This is a genomic window from Spiroplasma clarkii, assembly GCF_002795265.1.
GTDB classification, from domain to species: Bacteria; Bacillota_I; Bacilli_A; order Mycoplasmatales; family Mycoplasmataceae; genus Spiroplasma_A; species Spiroplasma_A clarkii.
On record NZ_CP024870.1, the window covers coordinates 810,577 to 830,430 of the forward strand.

At 28.1% G+C, this 19,854-nt stretch carries 16 protein-coding genes; 1 reads left to right on the top strand and 15 read right to left on the bottom strand.

Features of this window, described 5'->3' with window-relative positions; all coding sequences use genetic code 4:
• Positions 1 to 63: 63 nt before the first annotated feature.
• The 4 genes from SCLAR_RS03610 to SCLAR_RS03625 all read right to left on the bottom strand — a co-directional run bounded on the left by SCLAR_RS03610 (position 64) and on the right by SCLAR_RS03625 (position 4,621).
• Positions 64 to 762, bottom strand: a complete 699-nt coding sequence (locus SCLAR_RS03610) for a DeoR/GlpR family DNA-binding transcription regulator (RefSeq protein WP_169921844.1) — start codon at positions 760 to 762, stop codon at positions 64 to 66.
• A gap of 10 nt (positions 763 to 772) precedes the next feature.
• Positions 773 to 1,699, bottom strand: a complete 927-nt coding sequence (locus tag SCLAR_RS03615) for a PfkB family carbohydrate kinase (protein WP_100254572.1) — start codon at positions 1,697 to 1,699, stop codon at positions 773 to 775.
• A gap of 873 nt (positions 1,700 to 2,572) precedes the next feature.
• Positions 2,573 to 3,721, bottom strand: coding sequence for a hypothetical protein (locus SCLAR_RS03620; RefSeq protein ID WP_100254573.1), 1,149 nt, complete (start codon positions 3,719 to 3,721; stop codon positions 2,573 to 2,575).
• Between the two features lie 198 nt (positions 3,722 to 3,919).
• Positions 3,920 to 4,621, bottom strand: a complete 702-nt coding sequence (locus SCLAR_RS03625; RefSeq protein WP_100254574.1) for a hypothetical protein — start codon at positions 4,619 to 4,621, stop codon at positions 3,920 to 3,922.
• 63 nt (positions 4,622 to 4,684) lie between these two features.
• Between SCLAR_RS03625 and SCLAR_RS03630 the strand changes: the two genes are divergently transcribed.
• Positions 4,685 to 5,380, top strand: a complete 696-nt coding sequence (locus SCLAR_RS03630; RefSeq protein WP_100254575.1) for a hypothetical protein — start codon at positions 4,685 to 4,687, stop codon at positions 5,378 to 5,380.
• Positions 5,381 to 5,408: 28 nt separating this feature from the next.
• Here SCLAR_RS03630 and aspS read toward each other — a convergent pair whose 3' ends face one another.
• The 11 genes from aspS to SCLAR_RS03680 form a co-directional block, all read right to left on the bottom strand.
• Positions 5,409 to 7,136 carry an aspartate--tRNA ligase gene (gene aspS, locus SCLAR_RS03635; protein WP_100254576.1) on the bottom strand — a complete coding sequence of 576 codons (1,728 nt, stop codon included), beginning with the start codon at positions 7,134 to 7,136 and terminating at the stop codon, positions 5,409 to 5,411.
• 1 nt (position 7,137) lies between these two features.
• Positions 7,138 to 8,376 carry a histidine--tRNA ligase gene (gene hisS / locus SCLAR_RS03640; RefSeq protein WP_100254577.1) on the bottom strand — a complete coding sequence of 413 codons (1,239 nt, stop codon included), beginning with the start codon at positions 8,374 to 8,376 and terminating at the stop codon, positions 7,138 to 7,140.
• Between the two features lie 113 nt (positions 8,377 to 8,489).
• A complete protein-coding gene (locus tag SCLAR_RS03645; RefSeq protein WP_100254578.1) occupies positions 8,490 to 9,425 on the bottom strand; it encodes a hypothetical protein in 936 nt (311 codons plus the stop codon).
• Positions 9,426 to 9,578: 153 nt separating this feature from the next.
• Positions 9,579 to 11,267: a hypothetical protein gene (locus tag SCLAR_RS03650; RefSeq protein WP_100254579.1), complete on the bottom strand. Its 1,689-nt coding sequence runs from the start codon at positions 11,265 to 11,267 to the stop codon at positions 9,579 to 9,581.
• A 46-nt stretch (positions 11,268 to 11,313) separates the two neighbouring features.
• Complete coding sequence (locus SCLAR_RS07050) at positions 11,314 to 11,451, bottom strand: hypothetical protein (RefSeq protein ID WP_157795138.1); 138 nt, start codon at positions 11,449 to 11,451, stop codon at positions 11,314 to 11,316.
• Between the two features lie 232 nt (positions 11,452 to 11,683).
• Positions 11,684 to 14,056 carry a PTS fructose transporter subunit IIABC gene (locus SCLAR_RS03655; RefSeq protein ID WP_100254580.1) on the bottom strand — a complete coding sequence of 791 codons (2,373 nt, stop codon included), beginning with the start codon at positions 14,054 to 14,056 and terminating at the stop codon, positions 11,684 to 11,686.
• A gap of 12 nt (positions 14,057 to 14,068) precedes the next feature.
• Positions 14,069 to 15,007, bottom strand: coding sequence for a 1-phosphofructokinase family hexose kinase (locus SCLAR_RS03660; protein ID WP_100254581.1), 939 nt, complete (start codon positions 15,005 to 15,007; stop codon positions 14,069 to 14,071).
• A 3-nt stretch (positions 15,008 to 15,010) separates the two neighbouring features.
• Complete coding sequence (locus tag SCLAR_RS03665; RefSeq protein ID WP_100254582.1) at positions 15,011 to 15,715, bottom strand: DeoR/GlpR family DNA-binding transcription regulator; 705 nt, start codon at positions 15,713 to 15,715, stop codon at positions 15,011 to 15,013.
• A 195-nt stretch (positions 15,716 to 15,910) separates the two neighbouring features.
• Positions 15,911 to 16,726, bottom strand: a complete 816-nt coding sequence (locus tag SCLAR_RS03670) for a hypothetical protein (RefSeq protein WP_100254583.1) — start codon at positions 16,724 to 16,726, stop codon at positions 15,911 to 15,913.
• Positions 16,727 to 16,922: 196 nt separating this feature from the next.
• Entirely contained in the window at positions 16,923 to 19,232 is a 2,310-nt protein-coding gene (locus tag SCLAR_RS03675; protein WP_100254584.1) for a RelA/SpoT family protein, read from the bottom strand.
• A 105-nt stretch (positions 19,233 to 19,337) separates the two neighbouring features.
• The gene (locus SCLAR_RS03680) at positions 19,338 to 19,850 is read right to left on the bottom strand and encodes an adenine phosphoribosyltransferase (RefSeq protein ID WP_100254585.1); all 513 of its coding nucleotides are present in this window, start codon (positions 19,848 to 19,850) and stop codon (positions 19,338 to 19,340) included.
• Positions 19,851 to 19,854: the final 4 nt, after the last annotated feature.

The following is a 19,854-nucleotide window of genomic DNA, read 5'->3' on the forward strand; positions in this document are numbered from 1 at the left end:
ATTTGAATAAAATTTATTTTTTTATATAAAATTAGGCAAATAAAAAAGTGTGCCTAAGCACACTTATTCAGAAATAATTACTACTTCATTTTTTGTTGCAAATTTAATAAATGACTTTTTGTCGAATTTTGATTCGTCAGCTAAGACAAAAACAAATTTTGACCTTTCGATTACTTTTCGCTTGATTTGTAAATCATCCATGCGAGTAGTATAGCAATTAAAACTTTGATCGACTGATGATACTTCTAAAAATGCAATATCAAAATTGTATTTTTCTATGAAATCTACAGCACTGTACCCTACCAATGAATGGTTGGCAATATTGTAGTTTCCACCAACTAAAACAATATCTCTAAATCCTTTTTCATATAATTTTATAAATATTGGAATTGAGTTTGTTAAAATATTTATCATCAAATCTACCGTTAGCAAATCTGCTAAAAAATCAATTGTGGTTCCGCCATCTAAAAAGATTGACTCACCTGGTTTGATACAGTAAAAGGCTTTTCTTGCTATTTCTTTTTTTTGTTCAATGTTTATGTTTGCTGTTTCTAAATAGGGAATTTCCTTAACAAGTGGAGCTGAGAGAATTTGGTAGGCACCAAATTCTTTAACTATTTTACCACCCTTTTCCAGGTTGTTTAGAATCCTACGTGTAGTAGATTCAGGAATGTTAACATGTCCCTGTAATTCTTTAAAAGTTATGTTATTAAATTGTTTGATTGTTTCCAAGACAACTTTATAATTGTTTTTCTTTTCCATAAATACTCCTTTAAAATTGAATTTTGTCATCTTCTCAATATGAATCTTTTAAGAAACCAAGAGCACCTTTATTTTTTAGGCTTTTTTCAACAGTAATTAGTGCTTGATTCATTGCTTCAATAATTGCTTTTTTGTTAATTACTTTTCCATAGATATTGTTGACAAATGAACTTACTAGAATGTCACCAGCTCCAGTTGCATCTTCAATATCATTAATAATTTGATGTTCAAAATTAATTTTATCTTTATTTCAATAAATTTCAATTTGTTTATTCTCTTTGGTATTTATCAAGACTGCTTTTGTTTTGATTGAACTGCGAATATCAACTTTAACACCCAAAAGGTCGGCACTTTTTTCAAGTAAGTCAATGTCACTGTCCTTTAATTTTAAAAAGTCGGCATTTTTAATAAATTCCTGAGCTCTTTGATAGTAATTTGCATCACTTTTTCAAATATCTTTACGGTAATTCGGATCAAAAACAATTGTTTTTTTCTTAGCAGCTGCAGATCTCAAAATACTTAAATAAACATTACTAAAGTAATTTTCCTCTCATAAGTAGAAGGCACTTGTGAAGCTTATTACATCATATTCATCTATGTCTATTGGAGATAGTTTACTAAAGTTATCTAAATTTTTGTAGATAAATTTAAATTCAACTGATTTATCACTTTTAGTACGTACCATAGCTTTAATAGTAAAGTTGTCATTAACTGTAATTGGTATTAGATTAATCTTATTTTTTAGTAAAAAACTTTTGATTTTTTTACCATGCTCATCACTACCAACATTGCTAAGCAATGTTGAAGTGTTATCATCAGATTGTGCATAAATTGTTGCATAATTTAGTGCAGCCCCACCAATTATGTTAAAGATTTTGTCTTTATCTGGCCTTATAATTATATCTATTAATGATTCCCCAACACTTAAACTTTTCATATACAATTCTCCTTTTTTTTCATTATATTTTAAAATATTAAAATATTTACTTTTTTTTCATATTTTTTTGGTCATACACCAAAAAAATATTTAAACTAACAGGATAAAATACTAGCATAGTGTGCAATTTTGGAAAGTTATATAAAAAGTCAGTTAAAATTAGATAATTAATTAACTAAACTTATTGTTTTAAAATTTTATAAAAATTTCAAAATTAACTGTACAAAATTTGTTTTCCTACATAATGTTTTATTCCCAACGTTTGTTAAACTAAATTTTTTAAAGTCACAGTTATTTTTAAAATAACTGTGGCACATCACTCATTTTCTTCAAACAATTTAATGTTTAAATATTTCTGTTCTCTTAAATATAATTTATTAGCTTAATCTCTATTTGATAGTTTTATAATAATCTTGAAATTAACACATCTTCTCAAAATCCTTATCAAATATTAGATAGAAAGCAAAAGTTCAATACTTTAGTTCAGTATTTTTTAGAGGCAAACTATAACCCATCAAATTCATAAAATAGCTGTTTTTTTATGTATTCAAAACTTTAATTTTATGAAATTAGATGGGTGTAACTAGTCTTCTCTTTGAAATAATACCTTTGAAATTAATTTCGATTTAAAAAACCTTACATTTAAAAAGTTTTTTAATAAATTAAGACTATATTTTTCCCTTTACTTTCATATATTTATATTATCATAATTTTTAGAAAAATTTAAATAACAACCAAAATAGAATGAAATAAATTGGTCAAGTTACCTATAAAAGTTGTAAAGACTTTGATTCAACACAAATTTACACTTTTAATAGGTTTTTATGATTAAATATAAGAATTTCCCCCATTAAAACATAATAAAAGATAGCTTTATTTGTTGCTATCTTTTCTCATTTTTTTAAGTGCAATACTTGCAGATCTTCTATTAACATTATATAAATTTTGATCTACTTTTAAATCTACTTTTGGTAAACCTGGATTAGTGTAATCTTTTGCAAAAAAATTAATATTTCTATGACGATTTGTTCATAAAATTGGATTTGATTTAGAATCTTTAAATTCAATTTGTTTAATTGCTTTGCTTATTACCCTGTCTGTTTGGAAATTAAATTTCATCAGCTTCATGATGTCTTTTGTTGGTATACAACGATAACCATAGTTTTCTCAAATTACTTTTCTCATTTCAATAGCATTACTTGCAGTTTTTGTGGCAAAAACTCACTCTACATCAATAAATAATGTTTCAGCTAGTAGAGATTTAAAGTTTTCTGCAATATAAGCATTAGTTTTAAAGAGCTCATATTTATTAATGAAATCAACCATTGGTTTAGACCTTAAGAAAAACTCCTTTTCATCTCCAAAACGAATGACATCTCCATCATCAATGTTGTTAAAAACTTGCTTTACTTTTTCAATAAAATCATCTTGATTTGTAAAAATTGAATGTAGAATTTCAAGGTAATGCTTGTGCTCTGCTAATTCTTCTGCTTTAACTTCATAGTTAATATACTCATAGTATTTTTCACGAATTAAGTTAATTGCATTTAAAGCAACTACAGTTAAAAGTTCACTTTTGCTAGCATTTGGTTTATTAAATTTATCATAATGGGACCCAATGATAAAACTTTGGTCCAATTTATGATCTGCAGGAGTAAGTTTGACAATTGGGAATAAAAATGGATAAACACATTTAATTGTATAAAATCAGTTATTTGATTTTTGAATTTTACCACAAATTGGTAAAATTAGTTTATTAAAATCAAGTAACTCTTCATCAGTGAAACCAATAAGTGCATCTATTTGGAGATCCATATTGGGTATTTTTTTTCTAAAATTAGGATAATATTTGTTAAAACTTAGACTTTCCTCATCCCACTTACCTGCTAAGAGATTTTTGATTACTTGTAGTTGTTTTATATCATAAAATTTACCAGCAACTAGTTTTTGATATTTATCAAAAATGTATGTCTGCACTCCTGGTTTTATAAAATTTTTTAGAATAATTTTTCTTACTTGCATGATGTTCACCTCAATAAATTAGTTATATTATACCAAAAATAGCAGTAAAAATAAACATCATTGGGGGTATGGATTGATTTTATTTGATATTAGTTGAGTGATTATTTGGAATCATTTGGCTTTAAATGGTACTATAAGTTTAATAAAACTTGTAATTTATTTTTTCACCATAGTTAAAAAAAGCCAATAAAACTGAGTTTATTGTCTAAATAAATTAATAATTTCACAAAGTGTTTGCATTTGAGTTAAAAGTCCCATAATTTTTCAATAGTTTAAAGTCATGTCATTGGTTTGTAAAAAAAGATCATGATTTTCCATATAATTTGCTTCAAATTTTTCAATACTAGTTTCTAGGGTTCTGCTTCAAGTGTCTAAATCTTCATTTGCTAAATTTGTGCTAAAACTTTTGATTATTTTTGTATCAAAAACTTCATTTAAAACTATTTTATTGTCCAAAATTTGTTTTAAATAAATTTTAAGTTTTTTGAAAATAAAACCAACAACCTGATCATAATCAGGTACTTTTTGGTTTTGACTAATAAAATCATAACAAAATCTGATTAAATTATCTGTAATTAAAAAAGTTTCTTTTAAAGAATAAAGTTTGCTAGTTAAATCATAAGCATTAACAGCTTGTCCCTCATTAATCAATTTAACTAATAAAAATGATGCATCTTCATAAGCAAAGTAAAATTCATCCCTAACTTCTTGAAAGGTATCTAAATATTCTAAATTAAACAATTTTTCTTTAATCTTTTGTAATTTATTAAATTCAATTTGGTTGCTTGCAAAAGCTTCATTTACTAAGTCTAGTCAAATAAATGCATAACTGGTTGTTATTTCAAAGTATTTTAAAACTTTTGGTAAGTGCTCTGCTGTGAAATTGTACTTGCCTAACATATTTTTGACCACCTTATCTATAAATACTATATAATAAAAACAGTTGAGGAGCTGAACTTTTTTATGATAAACTTATTTAAACCTTTTGAACCTTCTTTGGTAAACTTGACAGATTTAAAGAATGTGAATCCCTTTTGAAGTAAATCTTTAAAGCAAAGAGTTTCAAAATTAAATAAATGACTTGTTAAGTTTAGTGGAAACTCTCAGAACTTTGAGATTAAATCATTTACAAATTATGAGGAATACCCTAATTTATTTAAACAAGTGGATCATTTTAAAAGTTTTCTTAATCAAAAGTACTCATTAATAAAAACATCAACTAAAATGCTTTCTAAATTTCAAAAGTTAATTGATAACTATTGTGCTACTTTAGGAATTATTAAGGCAATTGAAATTATTTGCAACTACTATCAATCAATTAATTATGAAAACATCAGTCACAAAAAATTATTTATTATTGATACTTCAAATGAAATTATTGAAAAGTATTTACAAAGTTTTAGAAAAAAACTTGAGACAGTTTTAAAAAAAGATAAGTATATTGACTTATGTTTTAATAACATTGTTTGCACTGATAGTTCATTAACAAACACTTTTGTTTTTGTTGGTTTAACTTTAAAGTATGTCAGCATTTTATTTAAAAAAAAGAAACTTTCAGAAGAAGATTTCATTGGTTTAAATGCTGCGATGATTGAATATTATGCCTTTATTAATGACTTTTCTCAAGTGATGAATACTTTTATCAATTCTGTCTATTAAAAAAATCTGGAAGCCAGATTTTTTTAATCTATTTTTTTATTTGTAAATTTAATTCCTCAAGTTGACTTAGAGTTACTGCATCTGGAGCATTTGTCATTGGATCAATTCCAGATGAGTTTTTTGGAAAAGCAATGACTTCTCGAATATTTTCACTCCCAGTTAATAACATACAGATTCTGTCAAGACCAAGAGCACAACCTGAATGGTAAGGTGCACCATAACGATAAGCATTAACAAATCAACCAAAGTTCTGTTCAACTTGTTCTTTTGTTAATTCAATTGCGTCAAACATTCTTTGTTGAATATTTGGATCTGTAATTCTTTGACTACCTCCTCCAATTTCAAAACCATTTAAAACTAGGTCATAAGCTTTGGCGGTTGCATTTTCTTTATCAGTATCAAAATTGTCAAGACACTCATCACTAGGCATTGTAAAAGGATGATGTGCTGCAACATAACGATTTTCTTCTTCTGAAAATTCAAACAAAGGGAAATTTGTAATTCAGGCAAATTTAAAAATATTTGGATCTAAAAGATCTTGTAGTTTTGCAATATGGTTACGAACTGCTCCCAAGGCTTTTGATGCTTTTATATAATCATCAACTGCAAATAAAATTGTAGCCTCTTCTTTTAAATTATATTTTTCAATTAAACTTTGTTTTTCACTGTCAGATAGTTTTGATGCTAAACTCCCACTTCATTCATTGTTATTAAATTTAACAAATGGTAATATTTCAACAGAATTTTGTTTGGCAGTTTCAGTTAATGCTTCTAAATCTTTTTTATTTAATAAACCAGTAACACAAATTGCTCTAATTACTTTATTATTAATATTTTCAAACAATGGTATTGTTGTTTTTAAAAATAAATCATTTAAAGTTTTGATTTCATAACCAAATCTCAGATCTGGTTTATCATTGCCATACTTATCAAAAGCATCAGCTCATGACAACCTGGTGATTGGTTCGTTGATTTTAATTTTTTTAATGTCTAAGAAAACTTTTTTAACTAGACTTTCAATTGTTTGCATAACATCTTCACTATTTGCAAAACTCATTTCCATATCAAGTTGAGTAAATTCTGGTTGACGGTCAATTCTTAAGTCTTCATTTCGAAAACATTTTACAATTTGAAAGTATCTATCAAATCCTGAGATCATAAACAATTGTTTATATAATTGTGGAGATTGTGGTAAGGCATAAAACTTACCTTGGTTTAATCTTGATGGCACTAAAAAATCTCGAGCACCTTCAGGAGTTGATTTCCCAAAAACTGGAGTTTCAATTTCAATAAAATTATTTTCAATAAAATAATTTCGAATTGAATGATTCATTTGACTACGCACCAACAAATTATTTTGCATCTCTGGTCTTCTTAAGTCTAAATATCGATAAGTTAAACGAGTATCTTCTTGTGACTCGATTTGATTTTTAATTTCAAAGGGAGTCAATTCAGACTTGTTAATTATAACAATTTCATTTACTTCAATTTCAATTGCACCAGTTGCAAGGTCAGGGTTTTTTGATTTTCTTTCAATTACAAGTCCACTAACTTCAATAACATATTCAGGTTTTAAACTTGCTAAACTTGAACTAAGTTTTTCACCAATTACTAGTTGAGTAATTCCATAACGATCCCTTAAATCAATAAAAGTCAAGGCTCCCATTTTGCGAATTTTTGCAATTCAACCTTGTAAAATAACTTTTGTCCCAACATTTTTTAAATTTAATTCACCACAAGTGTGAGTACGTTTCATATTAAAACCCCTTTCTTAAAGTTTCTACAATATTTTCAATTTTAACTTTTTGCTCTTTGTTAGTAATTTGATTTTTAATTACCACAACATTTTCTTTTAACTCATTATCTCCAATGATGATAATATTTTTAGCATTAAATTTTTCTGATTGTTTAAAAGCAGATTTTAAACTGCGATCCATAAAATCAAAATCAACTTTTAAATCACTACTACGCAACATTAATAACAAAATATTGGCAAAGTGTTTAGCTTTTGGAGTCAAACCTATTATATATGCATCCAAATAATTTTCTTCAACTAAGCTGATATTTAAAGATTCAAGTGCTAAAATTATTCTTTCTAATCCAAAAGCAAATCCAGCAGCAGGTAAATCAACATCACCTAATTCTTTAACAAGATTATCATATCTTCCTCCTCCAAGAAGAGTTGAATTATTTGAATCTTTAATTTCAAAAACAAAACCTGTGTAATAATCTAGACCTCTAACTAACAATTTATCCTCCACAAATTTTATACCAATATTGCTTAGTAATGTTTTTAAGCTTTGATAGTGTTGTTGATCTGCTTCATTCAAGTAATCACTCATAGCAACAATATTTCCAAACAGGTGGTTGTCAACTTTACAATCTAAAACACGTAATGGATTTGTCTCTAAACGGCTTACACAATCAGCACATAAGGTTAAAGATTTTAGTTGTGCTTTTAAATCAATGATGTATTGTTTTCGGGCAGCACCACTAACTAAATAATTCAAGTGCACATGGTGTTGCTCTAAACCAATTGTTTTTAAAATTGAAACTGCTAAACAAATAATTTCACTATCAATCTCAAAGGTTTTTGGACCAAAAACCTCAATTCCAAATTGATTAAACTGTCTTTGACGTCCTGCCTGAGGTCTTTCATAGCGAAACATGTTACCAAAATAAAATAATTTTAAGGGTAATTTCTCATTGATGTAAAGTTTGTTTTCTAAAACTGCTCGAACAGTTGGTGCTGTACCTTCTGGTCTTAAAGTTAATTCCCTATTTTTACGATCTAAAAATGAGAACATTTCTTTAGAAACAATATCAGTTTCTGTACCAACTCCACGTTTAAAAAGCTCTGTAACTTCAAAAATAGGTGTTTTAATTTCATTGTAATTGTATAAATCAACTAAATTTCTAATTATCATTTCTAGACTAAAAAACTCTTTAGCTTTTTGTTCAAATATGTCTTCAGTACCTCTTGGTTTTTGAATCATTTAATTCACCTATTTTCTAACTTTTTAATTTTACACTAATTTTAAGATTTTTAATATATCAATTTTAATGGGTTTTTTGCTTTAAAAGTAGTAAAAATAATGAGTTAAACCCATTATTGAGGAGCAGCCATCGCTAAAAAGTTTGCAAAAAATGAATTCACAACCCTAATTGTTCGATAATTTTGTTTTTTGGCCAGGAATTCTTCACCAATTTGTGAGTTAACAAAAGTTCAATATTCTTTTCAAACCCTTTGATATTTTTGTAATAAAAACATATTTCAAACCTGGCATTCAGTGTCATTACCATAAAATTCTACAAACTCATTTGTAAAATTTCAATCAAATTTTTTATTGTAAAAATTTACTTCATTAACAATTACTAGATCTTGAAATAAATTATCATAAGCTATTTTAGAGTTTCTAAGTCATTCACCATAAAATTTTTTACCCCTAGTGTAACCCCTATGGATTCGACTAACTCCTGTTGAAACAAATCCTAAACCAACTGTATTAATTAAAAAGTTGAAAATATTAATGACGTTTTGGTTAAAATTTAAACTTGCAGCAGATTTTGAAATGTAAGTTGCTGCTCAAAAAATTCACAACAAGTAGGTAATAAAATAAATTAATAATCAAATTAGTTCTAACTGAATGAAATGTTGTCCAATTTTTTTATCTTCCTCTTTTGAAAGAAGCTCCTTGAAAATATTTTTTTTGTTATTAATTAAATCATCTTCATCAATATTTTTATAAACTTTTTGTTGGAACCAAACTCTGTTATTTAGCTTTAACATATATGATAGAAAGTAAAGGTATGTTAAGATTGTAAATGCTAAACTTATCCAAGTGGTTCATGTTACTAAAGCACTATTGTGAGGCAAAGCTGCTTTGACAACATAATTTGCAGTCATACTTGTAACTGCAAGCAATAAGACTACTATTAAACCTAGCATTTGTTTAATAAAAGTAATTATTCAAAATTTTGTTGATTTTGTTTGAGAAAAAATTGCTTCAAACAACTCAGGACAAGTTTCTTGAATTTTTTTCATTTCATTTCCCCCTTTTAAAGTTATTTTTATTATATGACTTTATTAGTTAAATTAAAAGAAAATACAATTAATATTTAAAAAATCTGAATTAATATTCAAATTTTTAAGATTATTTAGTTATTAATTATAAAAACAGACACTAAATTCTTTTAGCTATTTAAAAAATCTAATTTTATATACACAAAATGCTAATCCTGTTAGAACAAAACTAAGTGAAATTAGAGTAAAAATTAATAGTCCTTTATTTGGTCCAACATATACTAATTTTTCTGGTGGACCATTCGGATCAATATTTATATTATGATCAATATAAATACCTTTAAAAAAGTAATTCTTACTTAAACCATAATTTTCTCAAATTGGTTGAACAATTTTGAAATTCATTGGCACAAATGTATATAAATTAAAATATTCAAATCAAAGAACTGGATTGATGTAGTAGTTATACAATAAATCTTTATTTAGATATTGAACTGTTGATTTTTTCTTTCAACCATCAATTTCTTTTGAAAAATTTATAATTTCAAAAAAAACAGACTGGTACATGATTCTAGCACTTGACATATTTTGTTTTTGAAAAATTTCTTTAATAAAGTTTCTCCTTCCTTCATATGTAGGTGTATTATCAAGAAATGCTAAATAATTGGTAATTCACATACTATGACCAGAAAAATAATAGAATCTAAAATAAAATTCTAAGATTAACTGATTTATTTTTTCAACCTCTTTTGCATATTTTTTATATTTTTCATTAAACTTAATTTTTGAATTTATATTATTTATATAGGTTTTCAATTCTTTGACCAAGTATGTTGCATCTTTATTTATTATGTCTGCCTCTAGAACATTTAAATTAGTTTTTTCAATATCTGCTGATTTCAAAAACAATTCAAACTCTCTATCTTCACAATCTTCAACAAAAAATTTATGATTTTTTGCATCTTTTAAATAGTTTTCACTTAATTCATTAAGTTCATCAACAATTTCAACAAGTTTTCCTGAAGATATCATTGAATTATCTAATCTTTCTCTTATTGAATTGTAAGTTTCTTCTATCTCAGAATCTAGGGTTTCAGAGTTTTCAATTCTTATCACAGATTTTCTCAAACAGTTGTTTGTATAAGTTCGAAGTTCCTTAATTAGTTCACTATTTCCCATTGCTTGATCTATTTCTTTTGCTAGAGTGTGAAAATAAAGTTCACTTCCAAAACTAAATTGGTTCCCAGTCATGTCATTTTGAACTTCTTCATAATTTAAATTTATTAAAATACTGCTAAACATTGGATAAAATGACAAAATGACTATAATTGATCCTGAAATTATTAGACTAATTTTAAAAAAGATTATTGAGGTTAATAAACACACAAAACTTATGAATACTAGTAGTAGCAATATTGTTGCATATAAGTTTATTGAAATCATCTTTACATAATATGGATTACTGTAATTAACTATGGCACTGATGATTATCACAAATGTAGCAAAAACAAAGCAGCTTACAAGGTTACTTGTAATGACAGCTAAATGTTTTGCAAAAAATATTTGTCATGACTTTAATCCATTTTTAGCTTCAATAGTTCTAATCCCATTATGCTTTTGGACATTTAAAAATTCATGAAGTTGTAAAGTTGCTAAACTTCCACAAAATGAAAAAATAAAGACTGAGTTGACAATGTTTAAAATTCAAGCAGAGTTTTCATTTTTAACAACCATCACATTTGATATTCCCCAAGCTAAATTTAAAACAAGTAAAACTAGGATAAAACAGATATTAACAATTAAAAAGGACTTTTTTATAAAAATACTTTTTAATGAATATTTGTAACAAATATTAAATTTCATTATTTTCCCCCTCACTTTAAAAAGGGTAAACTACCCTTTTTAAAAACTAATTGAAATATGCTTGATTAATTTTTGAAGCTGCATAAGCTGCATTTTTTTGACTATTATTTAAAAATGTTAAGGCAGTAGCAATTAATACAATCATTGTTAAGAAAACTACTAAAATTTTCTTACTTTTTTTCATTAATTATACCTCCTAAATAAATAATATCACTTTTTCTAAAAAATACATTTTTTTTCAAAAAATACTTTAATTTTTAGAATTTTTTTACTATTATTGGTGTTTATTGAAATTTATAACACTTTAAGTGTTATAAATTGTCTTCTTAAAAGTAATTCAAGAACATAACTGAAAAAAATACAAAAAAACTCTGTTAAAAATCAGAGTTTTTCATTAGAGTAACTTTTAATTTAATTTATTTCATAGCTTTTTTAGCAGCTTTTTGTGACTCTCTTTGAACTACAAGTTCTTGGTAAGCTGCTTGTCTTACTACTAAATCTGCTTCATAAGCATTATATTTTTCAAGTCTTGCTTTCAAAGCATCTTGTTTTGCAGGATTATCTGCAAATTTAGCAATTTTAGTTTCTAATGATTCTTTAACTCCATTAGTTCCAGATAAAGCTAATTTTCCTTTTTTAATATCAGCCATTCTTCAGAATCCTAAAATTAAGGCCATTACAAATGTTCCAGCAATTACTGCTAAGATAAATCCAACAACTCCCATAGCTTTTTGTGCACTAGCAGAATCAAATAGTAAAGAATTTGTTAATGGTGAAACAAAGATTCCTCCATGTGGTGCATTAATAGCAATTTTTAAAATTCCCACAATTGCCCCTGCAGTTGCTCCTCCAGCAACTGCAGATCCCATAATTCTTTTTGGATCTTCAATCATAAATGGAATTGCCCCTTCTGAAATGAAACACATTCCCATTAATCAGTTTGCTTTAGCAGCATCTCTATTTTTTTCACTTCATTGTCTTGGGAATAAAACAGTTGAAACTGCAATTCCCAATGGTGGGATCATTCCAGCTGTCATAGCTGCTGTCATAACCATTGTTTGTTGGTCATAAGCTGCACTATTTGTATCTTTTACAAGTGCAAATCCAACTGAAAGTACTCCTAAAACGTAAGCAATTTTGTTGATTGGACCACCCATGTCAACACACATCATAGCTCCAATAATAATACATACTAATCACATCAAGTTTTTACTTGCCAAGTAAGTAATACCTTCTTGTAAACCAAACATTACATAACCTAATGGAATGTTTATTGCTAGCATAATAATTGCAATTGCTAGTAGTGATAACACTGGAATAAAGACTATGTCTCTAACTCCTTGTAAACCTTTTCCAAAGTTTTTCATTAATTTACTTAGTCCTAAAACTGCTAAACCTGCAAGGTAAGCACCAACTAGAGCTCCAATAAATCCACTTGATAATCCTGATAAACTTTCAGGTAAAAATCTTGTTCAAGCACCAGACCAATTTCCAGCAGTTCCATAAACCATACCATTTCCATTTGCAAGTAATCCAGCAACAGCACCAGGCATCAACCCTTGTGCTCCTACAAGTGAATAACATACATATGCTGATAGAATTGGAATCATTAATTCCATTCCAACTTTACCTATGGCACTAAAGAAGTGAGCAACAATTCACACTGTTCCAAAACTTCCAGATGAATAATAAGTTACATTATTTATAACATAAGTTTGTCCTGATCCTAAGATATCCCAAGCTGCTGTTATTGATGGGTCTTCAACACCTGAACCAACAAGTGCTGCTAATTTAGCTGGACTAGCTACACCAACAAAACCATTTACTGTTAAGTAGATGTAATCTAGTAAGAAACCAATTCCTAAAATGATTCCTCCTGCTACTACAAATGGTAACATTCTTGAAACCCCTGCTAGCAAGTTATCTTTAACTTTTTTAAATTGACCTAGGGTTAGTTCACCACTACCCTCATTGTCATCTTTAACATTTTCAATTTTTTTCAAATTTTTGTGATTTTTATAGTCATTAATTAATTCTTTTCCGTTATATATAGCATCTTTAGTAGAAGTATCAATAACTTCAAAACCATTAAATCTTCCCATACCATTAATAGCTTTGTCATGAGCCAAAATAATGTATTTTGCATTAGCAATATCTTCAGCAGTTAACTTATTATCAACCCCACGACGACCTTGGGTTTCAACTTTTGCTGTTAACCCTAGTTGAGAAGCATATTCTTCAATTTTTTCAGCAGCTAAATAGGTATGAGCAATTCCTGTTGGACAAGCTGTAATACCAATTACATCATAATGTCCTGATTTTGGAGCTGCTTTGACAGCTTTTGGTGTACTAAATAATTTTTGCACAGTTGCTACTGATTTTGCGTTTCTTAATCCTTCTTGTACTTCACTTTTAATTAAATAACTTGATAAATTTGCTAATGCATCTAAATGTTCATTCCCATCTTTACCATTTGTTATAATCAAAAAAACTAAAGAAACTGGTTTTTCATTGAGACTTTGTCACTCAACTTCATTTTTTAGTGAAACAAAAGCAATTGCTGATTGTTTCACTGTTGGATTTAAAACGTGTGGAATTGCAATACCTTCACCAATTCCAGTTGAACCTTGTTCTTCACGTTTGTAAACTGCTGCTTTAAAAGCTTTTTCATCTTTTACAAAACCTTCTGCAACTAATTTTGAACTTAAAAAGTCAATAACTTCATCCTTAGTTTTTAAATCTTGACTAAAAAATGAAATACTTTTTGAAAACATGTCTTTTATTTCCATGTTCAAATCCTCCTAGATTTCATTTACTTGTATTTTGTCCACTAAACTAGTAATAGCATTTTTATCTGCTAACCATTCAGTGAATGCAGTAGCAGCCCCACTGGCGGCTGCATACTGCAGTGATTTTTTGATTGAAAATTTTTGATCAATTCCATAGACAAAGCCCGCCAACATACTGTCACCGGCTCCAACTGAGTTAACTAATTCACCTTGAGCAACACCAACTTTAAAGTTAGTGTTATCTTGTCCAAAGAAGATACTTCCTTCTGAACCCATGCTTAATAAAATGTTTTGAGCCCCTAACTCTTTTAAATTTTGGATTAGTTTTTTTATTTCTGCAAAATCAAAATTTGGTTTAAATTCCACACCTAATGTTGAACAAATTTCTTCAAGATTGGGTTTTATTAAGAAAGGATGTGCTTTTAAGGCATTTTTTAATAAGTCATTAGTAGCATCACAAATCAAAGTTGCTTGCTGCTCGTTGACAATTTTCCCAATTGCTTCATAAATTGTTGAATCAATTCCCACAGCAACACTTCCTGTTGTGACAACTATGTCACCAGGAATAAGCTTAGCTGCAAGAGTTTTTAAAAACTCTTGTACTATTTCTGGCTCTGCTGTAAAACCCATTCCATTTAATTCTGTTTCTTGGTGTGAAGCTAAATGCTTAATTTTATAATTTACTCGTGTACTGCCTGGATTATAGATGAAATTTGTTGATAATTTAATTTCTTGAAATTTATCTGTAAAAATCTTTTTGTTATTTTCACCCATAATTCCAACAGCTTGAACCTGAGCACCCAAATTGTTTAAGATGACGGCTGCATTAATACCTTTTCCTCCAACAACTTTATACTCATCATTATAATAATTTGTAACCCCTAGTTGAACTTTTTTTGTTGTTAAAACAATGTGATCAATTGCAGGATTTAATGTAATTGTATAAATCATGTTTTACTCCTCATCACTAATTAAGGCTAGTTCCTTTTTGTTGCTAAATTTTATAAATGATTTTGAATCCATTTTACTTTTATCTGCTAATCCAAAACTCAATTGTGAACAACGAATGGCTTTTTTCTTAATTTCTGCTTCATCATCATTGGTAGTGTAAAAATTATACTCATTATCAACAGCATTGACCCCAATAAAAGCTACATCAAAGTTGTAATTTGAAATTGCATTTAAGGTTTCAACCCCACAAATTGCTTGAGTTGATAATTTTAATCTCCCTGGTAAAACATAAATATGTTTAACACCATTATTTGCTAACACTTGAGCATTGATAATTGAGTTTGTGTAAACTCTAACATTTAAGTTTGGGGTGATTAGTTGTGCTAAAAAATAAGTATTTGATCCTGCATCCAAAAAAATTGTTTCATTTTCTTTAACACAAAAAATTGCTTTTTGAGCAATTTTTTGTTTGGCTGCAACATTTGTAGTTAACTTATAGTCTAGTATCTCTTCTAAAATTGATTTTTCTTTAACAGATTTAGCCCCACCATGTACTCTTTCAAGTTTATTGATTTCACTTAGATCTGTTAAATCTCTTCGCAAGGTGGTAAATGGGATGCTCAGAACCTTAGATAATTCTTCATTGGTACAATATCCCTTCTTATTAACATAATCTAAGATATTTTTTCAACGTTCTTCTTTAAGCATTTTATCACCTCAAACATATTGTATATCAACTAATTTAAAAAAACAACCAAAATCAACCAAAAGAATTAAAAAACAACCAAAACTTTAATAGAGTAGTAATCTAACTAAATTACTGTTCTAAAAGCAAAATAAAAAAATGCTTAACCAACTTTTGGTATTTACCAATAAACTTGATTTTAGCATTCTTTTTGATTATTATCTTTTTTTACGCTTCTTGACTGGGTCAACCCCTCTTGATTTAGCCATGGCATAGTTTATGTCTCTAAACTGATACTCTTGTTCGATTGCTTCATCTCAAATAGGATTAATAACTTCTTTACTTAAACTTTCTTCTTTAGCTTCTTTGGCAATTTTGTCTGGATTTGCTCCTTGCTCAATTTTTGAAGCTTGTTCCATAGTTAGATATGGATCTTCAGGTCTAATTCCAGTATTAGTTAGAGAATCAAGTTGCATTCTAATTTGAGAAGAGGCTAATTTTTTATCTTTAAAATCAACTTGTCATTGAATTGGAAATTCGCGTTCAAAACTTTGAGTATCTTTAATAATTGTATAAAGAATATTGATGAATTTTTCAAAGCCTGTTTCACCTCTTCAAAATGTAGTTAAGTCATGATGGACTAATTCTCCACTAATTAAGTCAAATTTTGATGAGTGCATTTCAAAAATCTTTTCAGCCCAATCTCCCTCTTGAATTAAATAAAAGTTTGTAAACAAAGTACAATTAAAAATGTGTCGATCTACTTCATAGATTGAGAAATTAAAACGATCAACTGTTGTAATATCAATTGCTACATTAAAATTTGTAGTGTCAACAACTTTATTTAAATATTGTAAAACTGACTGAGCATATTTTAAAATAAATTTAAGTTTTTGACTTGAAAAGATTACTGTTTTTCATCTTGTGAAGTTAAAGTCAAGTTCTGAATCTTTTCTTGTTGAAGCAATATTAAAATCAAGATTTGCTCTAACAAAATCTTTAATTGGTAAATAAATCATTTCCTTATTTTTCATAATATTAATCTCCGATTCTATTAATTAAATAATAACGTATTTCAACAATTAAAACAACCCTTATATAGTGGTCAACAAGTTAGACAACCAAGAAAAAACAATATTAATTAAATTAGTATTGTTTTTAGTATTAATAAGTCAAAAAAATTGATTTATTGTGAGTAAAAGTTTATTGGATCCAATTTTTCAGAACTAACTAATTTGTTTCTTCTTCAACAACACTAGATGCTCTTTCAGCTAATTCAACACCAGGAACTTCTTTGATTGCAGTTATAGCTGTATTGAAGTGTTCAAGATCTCTGACTTGAAGCACCATTGAAGAACGAGTTAATAACTCTTCTTCACTAGTAATCAATTTAGCTTCTGTGACCTCAATTCTTTGTGTACCAAACACTTGAACTATTCCCTGTAAAACTCCAGGTCTAACACTTGTAACAATTCTCACTTTAACTTTGTAAGTGAGATTTGCTAATTTCTTAACATTTCAAACTGCTTCTAAAATATTTTTAACATTTTTTGTATTTAAAATGTTAACACACTTACTTCTGTGAATTTGAAAACCCTTTGATTTAGACATAAAAGCCACAATTTCTTCAACTGGTAGTGGAAAACAACATTCAGCAATGGTTGAACTCAGGTTTTCCATTTTATTAATAATTATATCACCTCGACTTGAAGTTGATTTGTACTTTCTAGTTTTAATATCTAGGATTTGATCATCATTCATTTCATCAGTGGCCTCAACAAAAACAACTTCAACGGCCTCTTTAATGGAAAAGTCCCCTCTTCCGATTGATAATAAAAAATCATCAATATTTTTATAATCTAAAACCAATAATTTTCTTTTAATTTCTTCTAGTGAATTTACTTTTCACTTTAAGTCATTTTCAATAATGTAACGATCAATCTCTCTTTTAGTATTTCTAATTAATTTTTGATTTGAAATAGTTTCTTCTCTGACAATTTTTTGAGATTTATCTGCTAAGAAATTTTCAATTGCTTTTTTAGCTGTTGAAGTTCTAACAAACTTCAACCATTTTTCTTGTGGTTCAATTTCAGTTGAAGTTTGCACTTCAATCATTTCTCCAGATTCTAAGGTTGTATTAAATGGAGAAAAAACCCCATTTATTTTAGCACCAACTGTGTGGTTTCCAACCTCAGTGTGGATTTTATATGCAAAGTCTAAAACTGTACTTCCAAATGGCAAGGTTACCACTTGTCCATCAGGAGTTAATACATAAATTAATGATGTTAAGTAGTCACTTTTAACTGTTTCTTCAATTTCAGCTTCTAATTTATCCATTCCAGATTCATATTCAACTTCTTCACCTTCTGAGGCTAATTTTTCTAAGTTCATGATTCTAGTAAACATGTCAACTTTTTCATCAATTTCTTTTTGTTTTGCTTCTACACTAACATTTTTTTCATTTTCTTTATATTTTCAATGAGCTGCAGCTCCATGCATAGCAATGTCTTCCATATTAAAAGTTCTAATTTGAACTTCAAAAATGATCCCATCCTTATTGGCGACTGTGGTGTGTAATGACTGGTACAAGTTATTTTTTGGAGTGGCAATATAGTCTTTAAAACGTCCTGATAAAGGTGTATACATTTGGTGGACTCAACCCATTACTGTATAACATTCATCCACATTTTCTGTAATAATCCGCACTGCAATAATATCATTGATGTCTGTGAAATTCTTTCCAAATGTGGTCATTTTACGATAGATTGAGTAAAATGACTTTGATCTTCCATAAACTTCAAATTTAGTGATTTTTTGCGAATCTTTTATTTTATTTTCAATATCTGAAATAATTTCATCAATAATTTGTTCACGTGCTTCAATATCTTCTTCTAGTAGTGCAGAAACTCTTTGGTATTCTTCTGGATTTAAGTAACGAAAACTTCAATCTTCTAAAAGGTTTTTAGCAGTTTTCATCCCAATTCTGTGAGCAATAGTTGAGTAAATTTCTAAGGTTTCTTTGGCAATAATTTTTTGTTTATCAGGGGGCATGTATTTTAAAGTTAACATATTGTGCATTCTGTCAGCAATTTTTACAATGATAACTCTAATGTCACGAATCATAGAAATAAACAATTTTCTTAAGTATTGTGCTTTCATTTGAGCACGATTTTCTTTGGTAAAAAAACTAACTTTTGTTACTGATTCAACAATGTTTGCCACATCAGTTCCAAAAATTTGTTCAATTTCTTCATGGGTTACAGGTGTATCTTCAATGACATCATGTAAAAGTCCAGCAATAATTGTTTTGGGACCCATTTTTCATTGAGCTAAGTAATATGCTGTAGATAAAGGGTGAATTATAAATTTGTCACCACTTTTACGCATTTGACCTTCATGCTTGTTTTCAGCATATAAATAAGCTTGACGAACTTCTTCAATAATTGTTTCATTATGGATGTATTTACGCATTTCTTCTAACAATAAGTTGACATCGCGACACTCAATATAGTGGAACTCTTCATTCAATTTATTTGACATAAAGCCACCCCCTGTTTACTCTAATGATTATATTATAATTAGGTCTCGAAAACAACAAAAAACTTTGCAACGATCAGAAGTGATAACTGCAAAGTTTGACTTTTTTTAGTAAGTAATTAAACTTACACTATTGTATTCTTGAAATAATTTGGCATCATGCAAGAATGATAAATCTGCTAAGAAGATTATTTTTTCAACACTAGCTTGGCAATCTTGAACTAGATTAACAATTGCTTGCATTGTTCCCCCAGTAGCTAAAACGTCATCAATAATGGCCACTTTATCTCCTGGTTGTAAATCTCCAATATGCATTTGAATATGACCTTGTCCATATTCTAATTTGTATTCTTTATTCATAACTTCTCTTGGTAGTTTACCTGGTTTTCTAACCAAGACAAAGCGGCACCCAGCAGCATAAGCTACTGCACTAGCAAACAAAAATCCGCGTGCTTCAGGTGCAACAATTACTGTTGCTTGAGATGCTTTAACTTGTTTTACCATCTCATCAACTGTGTATTTAAATGCTTCAACATCATTTAATAATGGTGTAATGTCTTTAAAAACTATACCTTCAATTGGGAAGTCTTTAACATCAACAATATATTTTTTTAGATCCATGTCT